Annotated in this window: 17 protein-coding genes and 1 pseudogene; 8 read left to right on the plus strand and 10 right to left on the minus strand. The window is 74.4% G+C overall.

What is annotated here, in order from left to right; translation table 11 throughout:
- The first annotated feature begins 121 nt into the window (after window positions 1-121).
- Together AC3A5R_RS10285 and AC3A5R_RS10290 are read left to right on the plus strand one after the other, a co-directional pair.
- Complete coding sequence (locus AC3A5R_RS10285; protein ID WP_487620672.1) at window positions 122-1,210, plus strand: DUF429 domain-containing protein; 1,089 nt, start codon at window positions 122-124, stop codon at window positions 1,208-1,210.
- Window positions 1,211-1,306: 96 nt separating this feature from the next.
- Complete coding sequence (locus tag AC3A5R_RS10290) at window positions 1,307-1,774, plus strand: GNAT family N-acetyltransferase (RefSeq protein ID WP_487620673.1); 468 nt, start codon at window positions 1,307-1,309, stop codon at window positions 1,772-1,774.
- 105 nt (window positions 1,775-1,879) lie between these two features.
- Here AC3A5R_RS10290 and AC3A5R_RS10295 read toward each other — a convergent pair whose 3' ends face one another.
- Both AC3A5R_RS10295 and AC3A5R_RS10300 read right to left on the minus strand, forming a co-directional pair.
- Complete coding sequence (locus tag AC3A5R_RS10295) at window positions 1,880-3,031, minus strand: SGNH/GDSL hydrolase family protein (protein WP_487620674.1); 1,152 nt, start codon at window positions 3,029-3,031, stop codon at window positions 1,880-1,882.
- Window positions 3,032-3,118: 87 nt separating this feature from the next.
- Window positions 3,119-3,931, minus strand: a complete 813-nt coding sequence (locus AC3A5R_RS10300; RefSeq protein WP_487620675.1) for an SDR family NAD(P)-dependent oxidoreductase — start codon at window positions 3,929-3,931, stop codon at window positions 3,119-3,121.
- Window positions 3,932-4,019: 88 nt separating this feature from the next.
- Here AC3A5R_RS10300 and AC3A5R_RS10305 point away from each other — a divergent pair, with 88 nt between their 5' ends.
- Window positions 4,020-4,409 (plus strand): hypothetical protein, encoded by a 390-nt coding sequence (locus AC3A5R_RS10305; protein WP_487620676.1) that lies wholly within the window; start codon window positions 4,020-4,022, stop codon window positions 4,407-4,409.
- A 115-nt stretch (window positions 4,410-4,524) separates the two neighbouring features.
- Here AC3A5R_RS10305 and AC3A5R_RS10310 read toward each other — a convergent pair whose 3' ends face one another.
- From AC3A5R_RS10310 to AC3A5R_RS10320, 3 genes are read right to left on the minus strand one after another with little or no spacing between them, the layout of a single operon-like run.
- The gene (locus AC3A5R_RS10310) at window positions 4,525-5,481 is read right to left on the minus strand and encodes an alpha/beta fold hydrolase (protein WP_487620677.1); all 957 of its coding nucleotides are present in this window, start codon (window positions 5,479-5,481) and stop codon (window positions 4,525-4,527) included.
- Complete coding sequence (locus tag AC3A5R_RS10315; protein ID WP_487620678.1) at window positions 5,478-6,737, minus strand: RNA polymerase sigma factor; 1,260 nt, start codon at window positions 6,735-6,737, stop codon at window positions 5,478-5,480. Before AC3A5R_RS10315 ends, AC3A5R_RS10310 begins: the two co-directional genes overlap by 4 nt.
- A 47-nt stretch (window positions 6,738-6,784) precedes the next feature.
- A complete protein-coding gene (locus AC3A5R_RS10320) occupies window positions 6,785-7,180 on the minus strand; it encodes a YciI family protein (protein WP_487620679.1) in 396 nt (131 codons plus the stop codon).
- 200 nt (window positions 7,181-7,380) lie between these two features.
- Here AC3A5R_RS10320 and AC3A5R_RS10325 point away from each other — a divergent pair, with 200 nt between their 5' ends.
- A complete protein-coding gene (locus AC3A5R_RS10325; protein ID WP_487620680.1) occupies window positions 7,381-8,655 on the plus strand; it encodes a glycoside hydrolase family 76 protein in 1,275 nt (424 codons plus the stop codon).
- Between the two features lie 82 nt (window positions 8,656-8,737).
- On the plus strand, window positions 8,738-9,184 hold the full coding sequence (locus AC3A5R_RS10330) for a group II truncated hemoglobin (protein ID WP_487620681.1): 447 nt from the start codon (window positions 8,738-8,740) through the stop codon (window positions 9,182-9,184).
- A 4-nt stretch (window positions 9,185-9,188) separates the two neighbouring features.
- Here AC3A5R_RS10330 and AC3A5R_RS10335 read toward each other — a convergent pair whose 3' ends face one another.
- Complete coding sequence (locus AC3A5R_RS10335) at window positions 9,189-10,118, minus strand: amidohydrolase family protein (RefSeq protein WP_487620682.1); 930 nt, start codon at window positions 10,116-10,118, stop codon at window positions 9,189-9,191.
- Window positions 10,119-10,227: 109 nt separating this feature from the next.
- Here AC3A5R_RS10335 and AC3A5R_RS10340 point away from each other — a divergent pair.
- Window positions 10,228-11,337 (plus strand): annotated as a pseudogene (locus AC3A5R_RS10340) (alpha/beta hydrolase family protein).
- Between the two features lie 383 nt (window positions 11,338-11,720).
- On the opposite strand, the gene AC3A5R_RS10345 reads toward AC3A5R_RS10340, so the two are convergent.
- Together AC3A5R_RS10345 and AC3A5R_RS10350 are read right to left on the minus strand one after the other, a co-directional pair.
- Window positions 11,721-13,058 (minus strand): C1 family peptidase, encoded by a 1,338-nt coding sequence (locus AC3A5R_RS10345; RefSeq protein WP_487620683.1) that lies wholly within the window; start codon window positions 13,056-13,058, stop codon window positions 11,721-11,723.
- 130 nt (window positions 13,059-13,188) lie between these two features.
- Window positions 13,189-13,698: a GNAT family N-acetyltransferase gene (locus tag AC3A5R_RS10350; RefSeq protein WP_487620684.1), complete on the minus strand. Its 510-nt coding sequence runs from the start codon at window positions 13,696-13,698 to the stop codon at window positions 13,189-13,191.
- A gap of 139 nt (window positions 13,699-13,837) precedes the next feature.
- Between AC3A5R_RS10350 and AC3A5R_RS10355 the strand changes: the two genes are divergently transcribed.
- Window positions 13,838-14,791 (plus strand): helix-turn-helix transcriptional regulator, encoded by a 954-nt coding sequence (locus AC3A5R_RS10355; protein ID WP_487620685.1) that lies wholly within the window; start codon window positions 13,838-13,840, stop codon window positions 14,789-14,791.
- Window positions 14,792-14,886: 95 nt separating this feature from the next.
- Here AC3A5R_RS10355 and AC3A5R_RS10360 read toward each other — a convergent pair whose 3' ends face one another.
- Window positions 14,887-15,480: a mycothiol transferase gene (locus tag AC3A5R_RS10360; RefSeq protein WP_487620686.1), complete on the minus strand. Its 594-nt coding sequence runs from the start codon at window positions 15,478-15,480 to the stop codon at window positions 14,887-14,889.
- A gap of 311 nt (window positions 15,481-15,791) precedes the next feature.
- On the opposite strand from AC3A5R_RS10360, the gene AC3A5R_RS10365 reads away from it, so the two are divergent.
- On the plus strand, window positions 15,792-16,589 hold the full coding sequence (locus AC3A5R_RS10365; RefSeq protein WP_487620687.1) for an HNH endonuclease family protein: 798 nt from the start codon (window positions 15,792-15,794) through the stop codon (window positions 16,587-16,589).
- On the opposite strand, the gene AC3A5R_RS10370 is transcribed toward AC3A5R_RS10365, so the two are convergent.
- Window positions 16,537-17,460, minus strand: a complete 924-nt coding sequence (locus AC3A5R_RS10370; protein WP_487620688.1) for a hypothetical protein — start codon at window positions 17,458-17,460, stop codon at window positions 16,537-16,539. The genes AC3A5R_RS10365 and AC3A5R_RS10370 overlap by 53 nt on opposite strands.
- Window positions 17,461-17,504: the final 44 nt, after the last annotated feature.

Below are 17,504 nucleotides of genomic sequence, written 5' to 3' on the forward strand. Positions count from 1 at the left end.
CGGCGGCCGGTCGTCGGCTCGTCCGGTGGGAGCGCGTCAGGACATGTCCGACTCGTCGCGTGGACCCAGCACCGGGAGTACGGCGTCGTCGTCGGGGTCGACGGGATGGTTGGGTGGGGCGATGGACACCGACGCGTGGCGCGACCGCATCCGGGCCTTCGCCGACGACCGCGAGTGGGGCCGGTTCCACGACCCGAAGAACCTCGCCATGGCGCTGTCGGTCGAGGTGGCCGAGCTCGTCGAGGTGTTCCAGTGGATGACGCCGGAGGAGTCGCGCGCCGTCATGGCCGGCGAGCGTGCGGGCGAGGTCGCCGACGAGGTGGCCGACGTCATGACCTACCTGCTGCGGCTCGTCGACGTGCTCGACCTCGACCTCGACGCCGCGCTCACGTCCAAGGCGCGACGCAACGCCGAGCGGTACCCCGTCGCGACCTCGCGCGGCTCGAGTGCCAAGGCCCCGCCGCTCGGCGTCGCGGCGGCGTCGGGCAGCGCGCCGACCGTACCGCCGCCGGTCGAGGTGACCGTGCCGGTGCTCGGCGTCGACGCGTGCCGAGCCGGCTGGGTCGGCGCCGTGCTCGAGCCGGGCGCGCCACGTCCCAGGGTCGTCGTGTCGGAGACGATCGCGGGCCTGGTCGAGCTGGTCCGCGAGTCGCTCGGGCTGGCCGTCGTCGGCATCGACATCCCGATCGGGCTGCCCGACTCCAGCCTGCGACAGGCAGACGCCCTGGCGCGACAGGCGATCCGCGGCAAGGCGTCGTCGGTCTTCACGACGCTGACCCGAGCCGCCTACGCTGCGCCGACCCGAGCGGAGGCCGACACCGTCAACCGGGAGCTCGTCGGCCAGGGCGTGGGCGCCCAGGCGTTCGCCCTCCGCGACAAGATCCTCGACGTCGACGCCTGGCTGCGCACCCGGCCGACCGTCCGCGTCCTCGAGGTGCACCCGGAGGTGTGCTTCGCGACGATGACGGGCGCGCCGATCGTCCCCGGCAAGAAGACCGCCGAAGGGCGCGACCTGCGTCTGGCCGCCCTGGCGGCCGCCGGCATCGCCCGCCCGTCGGTGCTCGACGGCTCGGGCTACGCGGCCGACGACGTCATCGATGCGTGCGCCGTGGGCTGGACGGCGGCACGGTACGCGTCGGGGCTCGCGACCTCGCTCCCGGACCCGCCCGAGGTCTTCTCCGACGGCATCCAGGCCGCCATCTGGCGCTGAGGCCGTGTGACGGGTGGGACCGGGTGCTCACTCGACGCGATGCCGGCAGGGTGGAGGCACAGCGGGGCGGGGTCGGGGGCACGCCAGAATGCCGCCATGACCGGCTTCACCGTCGCGCGGGACGACCTCACCGACCCGGCCGTCGTCGCGCTGCTCGACGGGCACGTCGCCGAGCTGCGGAGCATCTCCCCGCCCGAGAGCTCCCACGCGCTCGACCTCGAGGGCCTGCGCGCTCCTGGCGTGACCGTCTGGGTGGCCCGGGACGCCGACGGCACGGTCCTCGGCTGCGGGGCCCTCGCCCTGCTGGACGCGCACCACGGCGAGGTGAAGTCGATGCGCACGAGCCCGCAGGCGCAGCGTCGGGGCGTCGCCCGTGCGGTGCTCGAGGCAGTGCTGGACGAGGCCCGGCGGCTCGGGCTCTCGCGCCTCAGCCTCGAGACCGGCTCGGCCGACTTCTTCGCCCCGGCGCGTGCCCTCTACGCCGCGCACGGGTTCACCGGGTGCGGGCCGTTCGGGGGCTACCGCCTCGACCCGCACAGCACCTTCATGACCCTCGAGCTCTGACACCGCCGTCCCCGCCCGATGCCTGTCCCGCAAGGCGGCTCGGTCGACCCGCCCGACGCGTCCGGTGGGGTGGTCGCGTCGGGTGGGCCGATCCGAGCGCCGGTGTCAGCCCGTGGTGACGGCGGTGCGCAGGGCCGAGGTCGTGGCGTCCCAGCCGGGCGGGGTCGGGTGGACGAACTCGGCGACGTCCCGGCCGGGCGAGCCGACGGGCACGAGCCACGCCTGCGACTGGTCGGCCACGATGCGCGGGTCGAGGCCGTGGGCGCGGCCGCCCCACGCCTGCTTGACCGTGTCGACGAAGTGGTACCGGGCCGCACCCGGCCCACCCTTCAGCTCCGCGTTCAGCTCGGCGACGCCCTGCGCCTGGAGGGTGTCGCCGACCCGCTGCAGGTCGTTGAGGGCCGACCCTGCGTCGTAGGTCGGGGCGACCTCGGGGATGCCGTAGCTCTCGCGGTTGATGAGGAACGGGTAGCTGAGCAGGTACACCTGGGCACGGCCGCCGGAACGCGCCTCGACCTGGCGCAGGGCGTCCTTGGTCAGCTCGACCATGCTCGGCGCCTTGGCGCGTGCGGCGTCGAGGTCGGTCTTGCACCTCGTCGGCTCGCGGGCCACGAGGCAGTCGGTGACGATCGTCGAGAAGCCGATGTCGTTGCCGCCGATGGTGAGGAACACGTAGTCGGTCTCGGGGGTGACGGCGTCGATCTGCGGCCGGGCGTAGAGCTGGCACTGCACGGTGCCGGTGTAGAGGCTGCCGACGCCGGCACCCGCGACGAACGTGTAGCGGTAGGCGAAGTCGGGCTGGGCGGGGACGCCGCAGAGGCGCGCGATCTGGGCGCGACGCATCCACTCGGCCTGCTGGTCGGGGTAGGTGGCCGGGTCGAACGTGTACGTGGCGCTCTGCGTCGACGGGTCGCCGAGGTCGCGCGGCTCGAGGATGTCGGCCACGACGCCTCCGCTGCACGCCACGTCGGTGTACGTCGCGCCGAGCGTGGCCGCGACCTGCGAGCCGTAGTTGTCCGGCGAGCGGTAGCAGGTGCGTTCCTCGTAGGTGCCCGTGCCGTTGCCGGCCGAGTACGAGTCGCCGAGCTGGACGACGTGCGGGCGCGTGGCGGCTGCGCTCCTCGCCGTGGCGCCGGAGCCGGCGCTCGACGGCGCCGACGAGGCTCCCGGGGCTGCGGTCAGGCCGGTGACGGCTGCGAGGGCGATCGCCGCCGCGGCAACGCGTGCTGGCAACGGCGTACGGGTGGAGCGGTGCACGTGGACTCCTTCGTCCGGTGACGGTCTCGCGTGCTCAACGACGCCGGAGCCGTCCACGTCACGCCCCGGCGTCGCGCTCCGGTCGGGTCACCCCTGCGCGAGCTGGGCCACGTGGTCCCACTTCTCCCACGTCTCGAGGCGCGACGCGTAGTCGGCCTTGGCGATCGAGAGCGGGGCGGCACCGAAGAACACCCGAAGCGGCGGCTCCTCGGCGTCGACGACCTCCAGGATCGCCTTCGCCGATGCGGTCGGGTCGCCGGGTCCGGAGGTGTTGCGCGCGGCGCGGGCCTTGTTCGTCTCCTCGCGGAAGGCGTCGTAGGCGGGCAGCGGCTCCGAGTGCCGGGCCGACGCCCCGGCCCAGTCGGTGGCGAACCCGCCAGGCTCGACGAGTGTCACGTGGATGCCGAACCCGGCGACCTCCTGGGCCGGCGACTGGCTGAGCCCTTCGAGGGCCCACTTCGACGCGTGGTACATCCCGACGAGCGGGAACGCCGAGATCCCACCGATCGAGCTGACCTGGACGATGTGTCCCGAGCCCTGCTCACGCAGGAACGGCAGCGCGGCCTGGGTCACCCACAGCGCGCCGAAGAGGTTGGTCTCCATCTGGTCGCGGGCGTCCTGCTCGCTCAGCTCCTCGACGAAGCCGAAGTGGCCGTAGCCCGCGTTGTTGACGACGACGTCGAGGCGGCCGAAGCGCTCGTGCGCCTGCGCGACGGCGGCGAACGCGGCGTCGCGGTCGGTGACGTCGAGGGCGATGGGCAGGATGCGGTCGCCGTGGGCGGCGACGAGGTCGTCGAGGGTCGAGGTGTCACGGGCGGTGGCGGCGACGCTGTCACCGCGCTCGAGGGCGGCGAGGGCCACTCGCGCCCGAACCCGCGTGACGTGCCGGTGATGAACCATGTCTTCGTCATGCCCTCGACGCTAGGCATTCGAGCGCGCTCGAACGCAACCCCGGCAACCGACGGTCCGGCTGCCTAGGGTGGGCGGCATGAGCAGCCCGACCGACCTGTCCGGCCTGCGCGGCCGACCCGCGACGCTCGCAGCCCTGCTGGCCCGGCACGGCGCCCGGTTCGTCGTCGTCGGCAGCACGGCCCGGTGGCTCACGACCGGCACCGGCTCGCCGGGCGACCTCGACGTCGTCGTCGACGCGTCCGACCTCCCGCTGCTCGCCGAGGTGCTCGGCGCGATCGGGGTGCACGTCGACGCCGGAGCGCTCGCCCGCAGCCCGACTCACGTCGACACCTCGTGGGGCCCGCTCGACGTCTTCGTCGCCGAGCCGCCACCCTCGCGCGACGTCCGCCTCGACACGGGTGAAGCGTCAACGGACCTGCCGGTGGAGAAGCGGCCGGTGGAGAAGCGGCCGGTGGAGGACGCGTGAGCCGGCGCGAGTGACCGACGGGGCTCGACCAGAGCGGCCTGAGCGCCCTCGACGCCCTGCTCGCCCAGCGGTCGGCGGGCGACGGGGACGTCCCCGGCAGCTGACCGGATCGGCCTCAGCCGCGGGCGTGCTCGGCGAGCCAGTCGAGCGCGTCCTCAGCACGCGAGAGCACCGAGATGTGCCCGCCGCCGGCCTCGACCCACAGCTCAGCAGCGGGCACGCGCGCGGCCAGCCAGCGCCCGTGCGACGCCGGGACCATGCCGTCGGCATCGCCGTGAACGACGAGCGTCGGTGCCGTGACGTCGGCGGGGTCGAAGCCCCAGTCGCGCACGTAGGCGAGGTCGTCGTCGACGACGGGGCCCGCCCCGGCGGCCATCGCCGGGCCGACGACGGATCCGAGCCAGCGCCACGGGCCGGCGAACATCGCCTCGTCGACGGGCAGGAACCCGATCTCCTCGGCCGACTGCTCGGGGCCGTCGGCGACGGCGGCCTCGTGCCGCTCCTTCGCCCCCCGGCCGGCGACGGCCGCGCGCAGCGACGCGTCGCCCGCGGGTGCCAGCCCGGCGAACCAGTCGACGCCGTCGGCGGTCACGGGCCCGTACGGCGCGACCGGCGACATCGCGACGACGGACCGGATGCGCTCCGGCATCAGGGCCGCCGCGGCCAGCGCGTGGGGCCCGCCGCCGGAGTGGCCCATGGCCGCGAACCGGTCGATGCCGAGGTGGTCGAGCACGCGGGCGAGGTCGCCCGCCGCCGACCCCACGGACCGGTCCGGGCGTGGCGTCGACCCGCCGTAGCCGGGCCGGTCGTAGCCGACCCACCGGATGCCGTGGCGGCGGCCGGCGTCGAAGAGCGGGGCCGGCGGCGGCCCGATGTTCGGCGTGCCGTGGAACCACACGACGACGAGTGGGTCGTCGACGCCGTCGGGCATGCCGGTGTCGTAGGCGTGCAGGACGGCACCGTCCGGGCCGGCGACGTCGAGCTCGCGCACCACCGGGGCGGCCGCGTCGCTCGACGCCTCGGGGGACGGAGTTGGCGTCGGGGTCGGCTCGGGGACAACGGGATCGGTCACAGCGACTCGGCCTTTCGTCGGAGGTGGTCCTGCTCGGGGATGCTCGTGGCGAGGCGGGAGGCGAGGGCGTACTCGTCGCGGGCCGCGTCGGTGTCACCCGCGGTCTCGAGGAGGTGGGCGCGCACGGCGTGCAGCCGGTGGTGGCGCCCGAGACGCCGGTCGGTGGCGAGGGCGTCGACGACGCGCAGGCCCTCGGCCGGTCCGTGCACCATGGCGAGCGCCACGGCCCGGTTGAGGGCGACGACGGGCCCCGGCGTGAGCGCCTCGAGCACGTCGTAGAGGGCGAGCACCTGCGGCCAGTCGGTGTCGGCGGCCGTCGCCGCCTCGTCGTGGACCGCCGCGATCGCCGCCTGCACCTGGTAGGGCCCGAGAGCGGTGTGGGTCAGCGCGGCCTCGACCAGTGCGACCCCTTCGGCGATCGCGGCCTGGTCCCAGCGGGTGCGGTCCTGCTCGGCGAGGAGGACGAGCCGGCCCTGGGCGTCGATGCGGGCCGGACGCCGCGCCTCCGTGAGGAGCATGAGCGCGAGCAGGCCGGCCACCTCCCCGTCGGCGGGGCGCAGCCGCCGCCCGACGCGGGCCAGCCGGATCGCCTCGGCGGTGAGGTCGACCCGGTGGAGCTGCTCGCCGCTCGTGGCCGTGTGCCCCTCGGTGAAGACGAGGTAGAGCACATGGAGCGCGGCACCCATGCGCGCGGGCAGGTCTGCGGCAGAGGGGATCTCGAAGCGGGCGCCCTCCTCGCGGATGCGGGCCTTGGCCCGACTGATCCGCTGCGCCATCGTCGCCTCGGGCACGAGGAAGGCCCGCGCGATCTCGGCCGTCGTCAGGCCGCCGACGGCCCGCAGGGTCAGGGCGATCTGCGCCGGCGGCGTCAGGGCCGGGTGGCAGCACAACAGCAGCAGCGTCAAGGTGTCGTCGTCGCCCGACGCCGCGGCGATCACGTCGCCCCCGCTGTCGCTCGTGCCGGCCGATGCGTCGGCGGCCTCGGCGACGTGCGCGTCCGCGGGCAGGCGGGCCGCGTCGTCGGTCTCCCGCCGCTCCCGCGCGGTGTCGCTGCGCCAGGCGTCGACGAGCCGGCGGGAGGCGACGCGCACGAGCCACGCCTTCGGGTCGTCCGGGACGCCGTCGCGCGGCCACTGCACCGACGCGGCGAGCAGCGCCTCCTGCGTCGCCTCCTCCGCGCGGTCGAAGTCGCCGTAGCGGCGCACGAGGGCGGCGACGACCTGCGGGGTCGCAGCGCGCCACACGTCGTCGGCCACGATCCCCGCAGTATGGCCCACAGGGGCGCCGGTCGGCTGCACGGGCATCACAGGTCCGGCGCCGACCCGTCCATGAGCGGGCGCACCTCGACGGCCGCGAACCGCGCGTCGGGGAACCGCGCCGCGATCTCCTCGGCCCGTTCGGGGGTCGCGCAGTCGACGACGAAGTAGCCGGCCAGCTGCTCCTTCGACTCGACGAACGGCCCGTCGGTGACGACCCGCTCGCCGTCGCGGACCCGCACCGCCCGGCTCGTCAGCGGGTCGGCGAGCGCCTGGGCGCCGACGAGCTCGCCGCTGTCGCTGATCTCGGCGAGCAGGGCCTCGAAGTCGGCGAGCAGGCCGGCCCGGCCGGCGTCGTCGAGCTCGAGCGCCTCGGCGGTGCGCAGGAAGATCGGGTGCCCCCACGAGCGCGGGTTGCTGTAGATCATGAGCAGGTACTTCACGGGCCCTCCTCGGTGGTCGCCGGGCACGCCCCGGCCTCACCCGGGACGTCGGAACCGGGACGGCCCGCTCGACAGCACCACGCCGCAGTGTCCCCGGCTCGTCGTCGCCCAGGCCGTCGTCCTCTGCCGCGAGCCTCGCACAACGACGCCGCCGCTGCCGTCAGCGGTGCTGGGACGCGTCGCGCGGGTAGCGTCGGGGCGTGGCCGACGCCCCCGCACCCACGCCCGCCCCCAGCCCCGCATCCGACCCACGAGCCGACGCGCGGACCGACGCGCAAACCGACACCCGAACCGACACCCGAACCGACACGGTCGTGGCCGCGGCGCGGGCCGGTGAGGCCGAGCGCTCGGTCGCCCTGCTCTTCGCCCGGCCCCTCGCGGCGCTGCCGGCCACGACCCTCGCGCGGGTCCATGCCCCATCCGGGCACCGCGACCCCTCGTTGGGTGGCCTGCGCGGGCCCTGGCACTACTGGTGGCAGGCGCACCACCTCGACGCCGTCGTCGACGCGGGCCTGCGCCGGTTCCGATCCGGCGACCTCGCCGCTGCGTCCGCGACCGCGACCCGTGCCGACCGTGTCCTCGCGACCGTCCGGCTGCGCAACCGGGTCCGTTGGACCAACGACTTCTACGACGACATGGCCTGGCTCGCGCTCGCCGCCGGGCGCCTCGGCCGCCTGCACCGGCTGCTCGAGCGGCGCCGCGGCCACCGGCGGCTCCGGTCGGCACGGCGGACGCTGACGGCCGAGCTGCGCTCCGCCCTCACGGACGAAGCCGGGGGCGGCCTCTTCTGGAGCACCGAGCGCGACTTCAAGAACGTGCCCGCGAGCGGCCCGGCCGCCCTGCACCTGGCCCGGCTCGGCGACCTCGACGCGGCACGCCGCATCCTCGACTGGGCCTACGCCCGTCTCTGGTCGCCCGACACCGGGCTCTTCGCCGACGGCATCCGCCTGCGCGGCGGGGCCGAGGTGCTCGTGCCCGACGTGTGGAGCTACAACCAGGGCACCGTGCTCGGGGCGCTCGTCACGATCGGCGACCCCGAGAGCCTCGAGCGCGCCGCCGCCCTCGTGGAGGCCGTCGACACGCGCCTCACCACGGCGGCCCCATCGACCCCGGCGCCCGACGCGTCGGGTGGGCGACGCGTCCTGCGGACCCACGGCGCGGGCGACGGGGGCCTGTTCACCGGCATCCTGGCCCGCTACCTCGCCCTCGCCGCCGACACCGACCAGCTCGACGCGGCCGCGCGGGCCATCGCGTCCCGCCTCATCCGCGACACCGCCGACGCCTTCTGGGACGGGCGCGACCCGAGTCGCCACACAGGCCGCCACGTCGGTCGAGGCGCCGTGGCCGGTGCGACGGTGTTCTCCCCCGACCCGACCCGTCCGGCCTCGGTCGCACTCTCGGGTGCCGACCCGCTCGAGCTCGCGCCGCAGCTGCAGGCCTGGACGGTGCTCGAGGCCGCGGCGCGCCTCGCCTGACCCCGGCCGGTGGCGAACGGACCCGCGCAACGGCCCGGCTGCTCGGCCCCGATCGGAGACGTGCCGCTGCCATGCTGGGCTGATGGAGACGCTCTACGAGGCGGCCGGCGGCGAGGAGGGGATGCTGCAGCTCGCGCACGCGTGGCACGAGCGCGTCCTCGCCGACGAGGTCGTGGCGCACGCGTTCAGCCACGGCTTCAAGCAGGACCACACGCCGCGCCTGGCCGCCTACTGGACGGAGGCGCTCGGTGGCCCGCCCGCCTACAGCGACCGGTACGGCGACGAGTCGTACGTCGTGCGGTTGCACAGCGGCAACGGCCCGCACGATGAGATGGACCGGCGGGCGATCGCCTGCTTCGACACCGCCCTCGACGACGTCGGGATCGCCGACGAGCGCCTGCGCACCGCCCTGCACGACTACTTCGCGTGGACCACGACGACGACGATGTCGCGCTACCACCACTCCGCCGACGACGTGCCGGACGGCCTGGCGCTGCCCCGGTGGTCGTGGGACGGCCTCCAGTCCTGACGCGTCAGGCCGGCAACCGCTCGCCGGTGTCGGGGTCGAGGCCCAGCAGCCGGGCCCCGTTGCGCCACAGCACCTTCCGCATCCAGTCGTCCCCCAGGTCGAGCCGGGCGAGCGCCTCGAGCTGGTGCGCGTACGGGTAGGGGATGCTCGGGAAGTCCGAACCGAGCACGACCCGGTCACCGAGGGCCGCGAGCCGGTCGCGGTAGCCGGGCGGCATCGGCGCGAACGACTCGGTGAAGTCGGTGGCGCACATCGTCGTGTCGAGGCGCACGTGCGGGTGGGCCTCGGCGAGGTCGGCGAACGCGTCGTACTCGGGCATGCCGAGGTGGGCCACCACGAGGACGAGGTCGGGGTGGCGCGCGAGCACCGCGGCGACGGCGTCGGGGCCCGTGTGCCGCCCCCGGATCGGCGCCGACCCGGCGTGCACGACGACCGGCACCTGCGCCTCCTCCAGGGCCGCCCAGGCCGGTCCGAGCCGGTCGTCGTCGGGCGAGAAGCCACCGACCTGCACGTGCAGCTTGAAGAGGCGCGCCCCGGACGCGAGGGCCTCGTCGACATAGGCGCCGACCCCGGGTTCGGGGTAGAACGTCGCGCAGTGCACGACCTCGGGCACCCGGCCCGCAAAGGCGGCGCTCCACTCGTTGAGCCACTGCGCCATGCCCGGCCGGTGCGCGTAGCTCAGGGCCGGCACGGCACGCAGGCCGAGCGTCCGCAGCGTCGCGAGCCGCTCCGGCACGCCGGAGCGGTAGGCGATCGGCCAGGGCCGGCCGTAGTGGTCCTCGGCGGCGTCGAAGTAACCCCACACCTTGCGCTGCATCGCGTCCGGCAGGAAGTGGACGTGCACGTCGGCCAGGCCGGGCAGCCCGAGCGCCTCGACGTAACCGGGCACCTCGGCGTCGGCGGTCGGACCGGGCGTCGTGCGCTGGGAGGTCACGGCTCGCAGGCTATGCGACGCCCCCTCCCGGTGACGCCGGGGCGCCGTGGCACGTCTCGGGTCGGTCACGGCGCTGGGAATCCGCTGGATGTCGGGTGAGACTCGGTGGATGAGAGCCCGACGCGCCGCCCCCGCCACGGTCGTGACGTCCGGTCTCGTCGTGGCCGCCCTCGCCTTCTCGGCCTGCAGCGCCCCGTCCCCCTCGGGCGAGGCCGCACCGGGTTCGACGGGCACCGCCAGCGCGTCGGGGCCGCCGGCGTCGACCGGCACCGGTGCCCCTGCCAGCCCTAGCCCGAGCCCGTCCACTCCGGCAGGCCCGGCCCCGACGGCCACCCGCCCGGCTGCGCCACCCGACCCGGCCTCGATCCCCGCGCAGATCGCCGCCCGGTACGAGGGCGGCAACCTGCGTCTGGGCCGCGAGCGGGGCAGCACCGACGCGTACCGCCAGTACTACGCGACGTACGAGAGCAACGGCCTGACGATCAGCGGGCGCATCAACATCCCCCGCGGGACAGGCCCGTTCCCCGCGGTCGTCCTCGCGCACGGCTACGTCGACCCGGCCGAGTACACGAACGGCGAGACGATGCTGCGCGAGCGCGACTTCCTGGCCCGGCGGGGCTACGTGACGCTGCACATCGACTACCGCAACCACGCCGAGTCCGACCGCGACCCCGCCAACGACGCCGACCTGCGCGCGGGCTACACGGCCGATGCGATCAACGCCGCCCTCGCCCTGAAGAAGGCCCGGGTCGTCGACCCCGACCGCATCGCGCTCATCGGTCGGTCGATGGGCGGCGGGGTCGTGTACTCGGCACTCGTCGTGCGGCCGGCCCTCTTCCGGGCGGCAGTCGCCTAGTCACCGGTGAGCTCGGACACCGTGGACAACTTCGACCGGTGGGTGCGTCGCGACACCGACCGGTCCGGGGTAGCACGGCAGGTCATCGCCCGGCTCGGCACGCCCGAGGCGCAGCCGGTGCGGTGGGCGACGACGAGCCCGCGCACGTACTTCTCGCGAATCACCGAGCCGCTGCTCATCCACCACGGCACCGCCGACGAGGACTGCCCCATCGCGTGGTCGGCCGAGACGGTCCGCGCGCTCAGGGCGGCCGGCAAGGACGTGACCTACGACGTCTACCCGGGTCAGCGGCACACGTTCACGTCGCAGTGGCCGCTGTCGATCCGGCGCACCGCGGCGTTCCTCGAGGCCCACCTGCGCTGACGCGCGCCCTCACACGCGCCGGTCCGGACATGAGTACGGGGTGGGTCCGCATCCCCCTGCGGAACCCACCCCGTTCACATTCCCCCACCCCCAGGAGCCGGAACGATGTCCCCCCTGGCGCCGATCCCACCCCGGTCGGCACCCGGTTCGTTCCCTCCCCGTTGACCACTACTTTTACGGACGAACCGCAAGCCGCACCCGGGGAACCGCTCAGAATTTCCGCAAGAGTCCTGCAAGATCGGACAAAGTTCGCGGATCGGCGCGACCGGTCGACGAATTCGTGAGCGGGACAGCGGGATCCGCTGAGACGCATGGTTTCGGCGTGACCCGTGTGACAGATGTGACACGTGTGCTTCCGACCTGCTCGTGCCGGCCCCGACGCGTCACGACCCGGCGAGCGCCCCCATCGGGTCCCACGACGGCAGGACGACCGGCTCGGCGTCGAGGGCCGGACGCAGGTCCTCCGGGAGGGCGTCCCGGGGCACGGCGACCTCGAAGACGTGCTCGCCGAACCAGTTGTCGTTCATCGTCATGAAGCCCTTGTCGCCCTTCTCCGTGCCCCAGCTGTTCTCGACGCGCCAGCGCCGCGGCACGTCGTCGACGAGGTCGACGCCGGTGAAGAGCATCGCGTGGGTCATGAGCGACTCGTGGTGCAGCAGCCGGTCGGCCTTGCCGAGGTCGGGCGTCGTGCCGTAGACCGCGGAGCGGTCGTAGAGGCCGGCGTCCCAGAGGCCGAGGTCGGCGTTGCTCATCTGGCCGGTGTCGCAGCCGAACCACACCGGCTCGCCGCCGACGATGGCTTGCGACGCGAGGCTCTTCATGAGGTCGGTCTCGACGTTGAGGTAGGTGACCGGCGGGGCCCCGACGACGTTGCCGAGGTGCTCGACGGTGTACGTCCGGCCGTACGGGTTGGCCGGACGCGGGTCGTTGACGAGGCAGACGTAGTCGGCGAGCGGCACGGTGACGTACGCGTCGGCGAACTCGAGCGGCGTCATGGTGCCCTCGCGGTGGAAGCCCTGGTCCGAGTCCTTCCACTGCCAGAGGAACGACTCGGGCGGGGTGCCGAGGTGGATGGCGAGGAGGCGGTGGACGGTGCCGAGCACGTCCTCCTTGGCCTCGGTCAGCTCCTCGGCCGTGGCTCCGGCGGCGGCGCGGGCGCGCACGTCGCGCGCGGCCTGGCGCAGCACGGTGGCGAGGTCGCGGTTCAGCTGCCGCGTGTTGCTCGACGACGCCGTCTCGGGCATCGCGCTCTTGGGAACGAGGCCGTGCTTGAGCACCAGGGCGACGAACATGTTCCACTGCCCGCCGTCCTCGCTCGGCGTCGCGAGCAGGTGCGCGACGGTGCGGTCGTCGACGTCGCGGTCGGCGGTGGCGAGGATCGACTCGAGCCAGTGGTTGGCCTTCTCGAGCTTGTCGAAGAAGAGCAGGTGGTTCTGGGAGAACTCGAAGTCCTTGACGCCGAGCTTCTTCGCCGCGCCGGCGCGCAGCAGGTTGGTGCCGGCGAAGAGCCAGCAGCGCCCGCTCTTCTCCTGCGACGTCGCGCCCCAGTCGTCGAGCAGGTGCGACACCGAGTGGTCGATGCTCGTCACGACGCGGCGGTCGAGGGCGACGTCGTCGACCTGCGTCTTCGTCACCGCGTTCTGCAGCAGCCGTGCTGTCGGGTCGGCGTCGAAGGCCTTGGCGAACCGCTCGAGGACGTCGGGGGCGAGGTCACGGGGCATGCGGACTCCTTCGGAAAGCTGGGTGCGGTGCGCTCGACACTACGCCCGGCACACGCGTCCACCGGCGGGAGTGGGGTGAAAGGGATCACCGGTCGCCGCCTCCGCCGTCGCAGCCTCAACCGTCGCATCCTCAGCCGTCGAGCGGACGCTCCCAGAGCCGGGCCGTCGACTCGAGCCGGTCGTACACCCACGGCTTGGTCTCGCCGGTCGGTCGGTAGCCGAGGCGCTCCCAGAACGGGGCGGCCACCTCGGCATTCGTGTCGACGACGGCGAGGCGGAGGGTGCCGACGTCGCCCCACTCGCGGGCCAGACGCACCACCTCGTCGTGGATGGCCCGGCCCAGTCCGGCGCCGCGGCTCGTGCCGTCGACGAGGAGCAGCCCGACGAACGCCGTGCCCGCCACCGGGTAGCCGTGCAGCACGTCGACTGCCGCGACGAGCCGCTCGCCGTCGAAGAGGCCGATGACGTGCTTGTCGGCGGGGTCGAAGTCGGGCGGGACCGCGGTCAGCGTCGAGTACCCGTCGCTCGGCCCGGGCGGGTAGCCCGTGACCCGCTCGGCGTAGGCGGGGTCGGTCTCGAGCAGGGCCTGGAGCAGGTCGTCGTCGCCGGGTCGGTCGAGGCCGCGCACGCTCCTGCTCATCCGGGCAGGCTAGCCGCGTCGGCTGTGCCGCCGACCGTCCCGGTTCCTGCGCCAACGACGTTCACCAGAGTCGGCCGGACCGGATGGGCCTGGCACTACGCTCGGTCCGGGCGATCCCCGTCCGGATCGGAGGGACGACGTGCGCGACGAGACGAGCCCGACCTCCCGGGCACTGCTCGCCCTCGAGCTGATCCAGGGCAGCCCCGGCATCTCCGCCGACCGCCTCGCCGACAAGCTCGACGTGTCCGAGCGGGCGGCCCGGCGCTACGTCGGCATCCTCCGCGAGGCCGGCATCCCCATCGAGTCCGAGCGCGGCCCCTACGGCGGCTACCGCGTCGGGCGTGGGCTGCGCCTGCCGCCGCTCGTCTTCAGCGCCCCCGAGGCGCTCGGCCTCGTCATGGCCGTCCTCGACGGGCACCACGAGGCCGGCGACCCGACCGACCCCGTCGGCAGTGCGCTCGGCAAGATCGTGCGAGCCCTGCCCGAGCCGGTCGCCCGCCAGGCCGAGGCGGTGCGCCGCACGACAGCCCCGGCCCCTGACCGCGCCGCCGTGCGTCCCGACCCCGGCACGACGAGCACCCTCGTCGGCGCGTGTGCGGACCGCCTCTGCGTTCGACTGGCCTACCGGTCCGAGGCCGGGTCGGAGTGGGACATGGACGTCGAACCGTGGGCCGTCGTCGTGCGCCACGGGCGCTGGTACGTGCTGTGCCGACGACGCCCGGGCAGCGAGGTGCGCACCTTCCGCGTCGACCGGGTCCGACGCGTCGAGGTGCTCGACGAGCCCTTCAGCCCGCCCGCCGACCTCGAGCCGGTCGCGATGCTCGAGGAGCACCTCGCGGTCGGCTGGGAGTTCGCGACCGACGTCGTCGTCGAGGCACCGATCGAGAAGGTCAGGGGCGCCATGCCGCGCGGGCTCGGGCGGCTGGAGGCGGTGGACGCCGAACGCACGCGGCTGGCCGGGTCGACGGGCAACCCGTTCTGGTACGCCGAGCAGCTGGCCCGGCTGCCCGCGCCGTTCCGCGTCGTGGACGGGCCGGAGCTGCGGGAGGCCGTGCGCGCGCTCGGTCGCCGGTTCCTCGACGCCGCCGACTGACCGGGGCGTCGATGCGGCCGGTCGGGGCAGGCCGGTCAGTGCAGGTCGGTCGGTCGGTGCAGGCCGGTCGGTGCAGGCCGGTCGGTGCAGGCCGGTCAGTGGAAGGCGTAGCTGCCGGACTCCGGCTGCCAGCCGTCGGGCGGGTCCTCCCCCGTTCGCCCGTCGACCGCCTCGCGCAGCAGGTCGACGTGGCCGGTGTGACGGCCGTACTCCTCGAGCAGGTCGAGCAGGATCCGACGGATGCTGACCGGCTCACCGTCCGGGCCCGTGGCATGGGTCGCCGCGTCGAGCCCGCCCTCCTCGATGGCGGCGTCGAAGCGCTGCCGCGAGCGCGCGACGGCCCCGTCGTAGAGGGCGTAGAGCCGGTCGGGGGTGTCGTCGGCGGCCGAGGTGAACTCCCAGTCGTCGTCGACGTCCCAGCCGTTGTGGTCCCAGACGGGGTCGAGCGGCGCGCCGTGCAGCCGCACGAGCGACTTGAAGTCCTCGTTCGCGGCCATGTGCTTGAGCAGGCCGCCGATCGTCAGGGTGGAGGCGCCGACCCGCTGCTGCAGCCCGGCGGAGTCGAGGTCGTCCGCCTTCCAGCGGAACGTCGTGCGCATCCGGTCGAGGGCGCCGAGGAGGTGCTCGAGGTCGGTGCCGGCGAAGGGCGGCTCCCACGGCCGCTCGACGGGTGCCGTGTACGTCGTCATGCCGTCGACGGTAGAGCCGGTTCCGGACGAACGGCGTCCGCAGCCCGCGCGGCCGGGAACAGGCACCCGTGACCTGAAGACCGGGCAGGTCACGCCCACACGCTCTGCCTTGCTCCGCCACACGAGCCAAGCCCTCCGCGGGCCGGGTCGGCGCCCGATCGGCTCACCACGTGGAGCAACACAGAGCACCCAGACGGGGCGGCATGGAGGTGCGTGCTGCGAACTCGTGGGCCGGACGCCGCGCGCCTTCCCGCGACCCGGTCGGCGAGGCACGTGGGTGCGGATTCGACTGTGTGGCAGGGTGTCCCATCGTGCCTCGCTCTCACCGTCTCTCCCGCGCCCTCGTCGTCTCGGCCCTGACGGCCCTCCTGGCCGGGTGCGGGCTCCCCGCCCTGACGGCGACCTCGCCCGGGGCGCAGCCGCACGCGTCGACGACGATCGACGGCAGCGAGCCTGGTTCGGCCACGAGCACGACGGGCACGCCCGGCACGTCGGGCACGTCGCGCACGAGCACGGCGCTGACGACGCCGGCGCAGGCCCGGGCCGCCCTCGCCCAGCTCGACCGGCTGCCGGTCAAGGGCCGGGCGCCGAAGACCGGCTACGCGCGGGACCGCTTCGGCCCCTCCTGGACCGACGACGTCGACGTCGCCGGCGGCCACAACGGCTGCGACACCCGCAACGACGTGCTCCGCCGCGACCTCACGAACGAGCGCCTCAAGCCGGGCACGCACGGCTGCGTCGTGCTCGCGGGCCGGCTCGCCGACCCCTACACCGGACGCGTCATCGCCTTCGAGCGCGGCACCGCGACGTCGTCGAGGGTCCAGATCGACCACGTCGTCGCGCTCGGCGACGCGTGGGTCAAGGGCGCCCAGCAGCTGACGCCCGCCCAGCGCACCGCCCTGGCCAACGACCCGCTCAACCTCCTCGCCGTCGACGGCCCGACCAACAGTGCCAAGGGCGACTCCGACGCCGCGTCTTGGCTGCCGCCGAACCGTGCCTTCCGCTGCACCTACGTGGCGCGCCAGGTGGCGGTGAAGACCCGCTACCACCTGTGGGTCACCGTGGGCGAGAAGGCGCAGGTGGCGCGACTGCTCGGGTCCTGCCGGTGAGCAACGTGACCGCGGCGACGAGGCACAGCACGGTGCCGCCGATCGCAGGCGCCGACGCCCACGTGGCCGAGCCGATCCCGGCGTCCGACTGGAAGCCGCTGCCCACCTCGAGCACGAGCAGGTAGGCGGCAGCCGACACGTTGGCCGCCGTCGCGAGCACCGCGCCCCACGGCCGGCGGAGCCAGAGCAGGATGCCGGAGACGAGGAACGCGGGCGCGAGGACCCCGAGGTCGAGGGCGTACACGAGGTGGATCGCCGCCGGCGGCATGACGTCGGCCGGCAGCAGCCCGGTCAGGGCGAACCGGACGGAGAAGGTCCCCCAGGCGACGACCAGCCCGGCACCCAGCAGCGTCGTGAAGGCCGCGACGACCCGCGCGACCCGGCCGGTGCGGATGCCGGCCGCCACCGCATCGACCTCGAGGCTCGAGCCGAGCAGCACGACGGCGTACGTCGACAGCGAGAACGCGGCCACGTGGACGAGGAACACGTCACTGAACGCCGCACCGAAGGCGTAGTAGGCGTAGTTGTAGACCCCGTAGAAGAGCAGCCCGAGCCACACGGCGACCGACGCCGCCGAGGCCCGGGTCGCGCTGCGGTACAGGCCAACCGCGAGGGCGGGCACGATGACCGCGAGCGTCACGAGGTCGTTGCCCCGCAGCGCCGCGAGCGCCCACGGCGCCTCGGGGTAGAGCCCCGGCACGAGCAGGCCGAGGAGCGACTGGACGAGCATCAGGCCGAGGACCGCGAGCGACAGCACCCGGGCGGCGGTGAGCCGCGGTCCCTCCCGCAGCAGGGCGAGCGCGGCCCCGGGTGGCGCCCCGGTGCTCCGGGTCCTGTCCTCGACCCGACCGGCGACGCGCTGTGCACCCATGACGACCGACCTCCTCGGCGACGAGGCCCGCGCTCGGAGCGACG

It is taken from the genome of Intrasporangium sp. Soil_C_50, assembly GCF_057656595.1.

Bases quoted from the DNA above. Each gene is read 5' to 3' on its own strand.
- AC3A5R_RS10285 (WP_487620672.1), top strand. From the start codon at position 122: ATGGACACCGACGCGTGGCGCGACCGCATCCGGGCCTTCGCCGACGAC.
- AC3A5R_RS10290 (WP_487620673.1), top strand. From the start codon at position 1,307: ATGACCGGCTTCACCGTCGCGCGGGACGACCTCACCGACCCGGCCGTC.
- AC3A5R_RS10300 (WP_487620675.1), bottom strand. From the start codon at position 3,931: ATGGTTCATCACCGGCACGTCACGCGGGTTCGGGCGCGAGTGGCCCTC.
- AC3A5R_RS10305 (WP_487620676.1), top strand. From the start codon at position 4,020: ATGAGCAGCCCGACCGACCTGTCCGGCCTGCGCGGCCGACCCGCGACG.
- AC3A5R_RS10330 (WP_487620681.1), top strand. From the start codon at position 8,738: ATGGAGACGCTCTACGAGGCGGCCGGCGGCGAGGAGGGGATGCTGCAG.
- AC3A5R_RS10345 (WP_487620683.1), bottom strand. From the start codon at position 13,058: ATGCCCCGTGACCTCGCCCCCGACGTCCTCGAGCGGTTCGCCAAGGCC.
- AC3A5R_RS10350 (WP_487620684.1), bottom strand. From the start codon at position 13,698: ATGAGCAGGAGCGTGCGCGGCCTCGACCGACCCGGCGACGACGACCTG.
- AC3A5R_RS10360 (WP_487620686.1), bottom strand. From the start codon at position 15,480: ATGACGACGTACACGGCACCCGTCGAGCGGCCGTGGGAGCCGCCCTTC.
- AC3A5R_RS10370 (WP_487620688.1), bottom strand. From the start codon at position 17,460: ATGGGTGCACAGCGCGTCGCCGGTCGGGTCGAGGACAGGACCCGGAGC.